Annotated in this window: 3 protein-coding genes and 1 pseudogene; 3 read left to right on the forward strand and 1 reads right to left on the reverse strand. The window is 43.1% G+C overall.

Translation table 11 applies throughout. The features are described from left to right. The first annotated feature begins 380 nt into the window (after window positions 1–380). Entirely contained in the window at window positions 381–524 is a 144-nt protein-coding gene (locus F6K49_RS44760; RefSeq protein ID WP_293108464.1) for a hypothetical protein, read from the forward strand. 167 nt (window positions 525–691) lie between these two features. Beyond that, window positions 692–1,279: a class I SAM-dependent methyltransferase gene (locus F6K49_RS44765; RefSeq protein WP_293108469.1), complete on the forward strand. Its 588-nt coding sequence runs from the start codon at window positions 692–694 to the stop codon at window positions 1,277–1,279. A gap of 5 nt (window positions 1,280–1,284) precedes the next feature. Here the strand turns inward: F6K49_RS44765 and F6K49_RS44770 are convergent, their stop codons facing one another. Next, on the reverse strand, window positions 1,285–1,410 hold the full coding sequence (locus F6K49_RS44770; RefSeq protein ID WP_293108472.1) for a hypothetical protein: 126 nt from the start codon (window positions 1,408–1,410) through the stop codon (window positions 1,285–1,287). Window positions 1,411–1,710: 300 nt separating this feature from the next. On the opposite strand from F6K49_RS44770, the pseudogene F6K49_RS44775 reads away from it, so the two are divergent. Continuing rightward, window positions 1,711–1,900: pseudogene (locus tag F6K49_RS44775) on the forward strand (amidase family protein); the annotation flags it as partial.

Consider the following 1,900-nt stretch of genomic DNA (forward strand, 5'->3'; position numbering starts at 1 on the left):
AAAGGCGAAACTCTACGCTATGCTTTATCAAAAGCCTTTGATATCTGGAATCCTGGCAATTATTTATATGATGTTTTGAGTATTTTGAAGCGTATTGCTGCTGTTACGGCTAAGTCTTAGAGGAGACTCAAGTAAGCTATCAGCTATCAGCTCTCAGCTATCAGCTAATGTGCTACGCGCACGCTGCGCGAACAGCTTTTGACTAAGCGATGCAGCGCGGTCTTGGGGAGGCAGCGCGGTCTTGGGGGTTCCCCCCATGAGCGACTGCCGTGGTTTCCCCCACTCGCTATTGCATCAAGACAAGAGGTAAGCATTCGTTTAGTTTTGATGGAATATAAAGCCTAAACCATGACAAAATCGTCTTTCTAGAAGATGGAGAAATGACCCGCCAGGAGCAGGAACAGGTGATGGAAGAGGTAGTTATCCCGGTGTTGCAACAAGAAATTGAGCAAGGAAATGACCTGATCAATCGAGCGCTTTACGTAACTAAGGACAAAATGCTTAGATGGGTAGACTTACCCTAAACCTGAAGTTTTGAAGGCTAAGGACTTTGGTAGTAGTACACAAGAGTGATTTTAGTTACCGTTACCTTGACGCTTACCATAGGCAAATCACTACATCTTTACCACTACCCTGATTTGCTCTAAGATAATTAAGATGTATACTCTAGATACATTTGGAAATAGGAACTATGTCAACAAAAATTGCTGCTGAAGAATTTTATGATAAATTTGCTCCTACCTATGACGACGTCTTAAAAGATCCCAGTTGTAATGCACAGCATGTATATGAGGCTGCTAAAATCTTCAATCGACATAATCACCATCAAGGCAGTGTTTTAGATATTGCTTGTGGTACAGGGTTTTTAAGTGAATTGTTGGAAGGGGAGTTTGACTATACAGGGATTGATATTTCAAGTAAGATGCTCGATTATGCGGCAAAAAGGGGTTATCAAACTATCCACAAGCCGATTGAAACAGCCCTAGCTGAAATTGATAGCCAGTCCTACGATTTTGTTTTTTGTTTAAGTTCGTTACTGTGTGTCGAAGACGCCGCAACAGCGATCAAACACATCGGTCGAATTGCCCGAAAAACTAGTCTAATTAGCCTTGATGAAACAACAGAAGAATATATTAAAAACTTTGTTGTTCCAGTTTATGATCACTCTAAAATTGCCATCGAAAATGCCACCGAAGATTATTTTATTGTAGGTTGGACTTCTCCCACCCTAGGGATTACAATCCGAACTCGGATGATTTACATTGAAGCAAATACATAGGATTTTTAATAGCAAAGGGAACAGGGAATCGGGAATCGGGAATCGGGAGTCGGGAATCGGGAATCGGGAATCGGGAATCGGGAGTCGGGAATCGGGAATCGGGAATCGGGAAACAAGATTGTTTCTATCATTCCAGATAGGGTTACTAAGCGCGAACGGAACATCGCGCCCAATTCTCTTTAATCAAAATCTCCTGCACCACTTACAACACTTACAACACGCCCCACAAAGACCTGTAATAGCAATCCGTGTCGGAATTGTGAGAATTTTTGTTCCCTGTTCCCAGATCGGCTGTTCCCTGCTCCCTGCTCCCTACTCCCTACTCCCTATTCCCTATTCCCTTTCCTAAAGCCTGAGCCCAAACCCCTAATCACTGAATTTTTTGCCAAAATACTAGAGTTGAAATCGTTAAGTCACTAAAGGTAGTAAGCATGGACACCGTCCGCGAGTTGCATAAACAGCTAATCAACAAAGAACGCTCAGCTGTAGAAATCACCCAAGAAGCCCTAGATAAGATTCAAGCCCTAGAGCCTCAAGTCCAAAGCTTCCTCCACATCACCTCAGACTATGCTTTAGAACAGGCCAGTCAAGTAGATGCCAAAATCGCAGCTGGTGAAGAGC

The sequence above is a fragment of the Moorena sp. SIO3I6 genome (assembly GCF_010672095.1).

Bases quoted from the DNA above. Each gene is read 5' to 3' on its own strand.
- F6K49_RS44760 (WP_293108464.1), top strand. From the start codon at position 381: ATGACCCGCCAGGAGCAGGAACAGGTGATGGAAGAGGTAGTTATCCCG.
- F6K49_RS44765 (WP_293108469.1), top strand. From the start codon at position 692: ATGTCAACAAAAATTGCTGCTGAAGAATTTTATGATAAATTTGCTCCT.
- F6K49_RS44770 (WP_293108472.1), bottom strand. From the start codon at position 1,410: ATGATAGAAACAATCTTGTTTCCCGATTCCCGATTCCCGATTCCCGAC.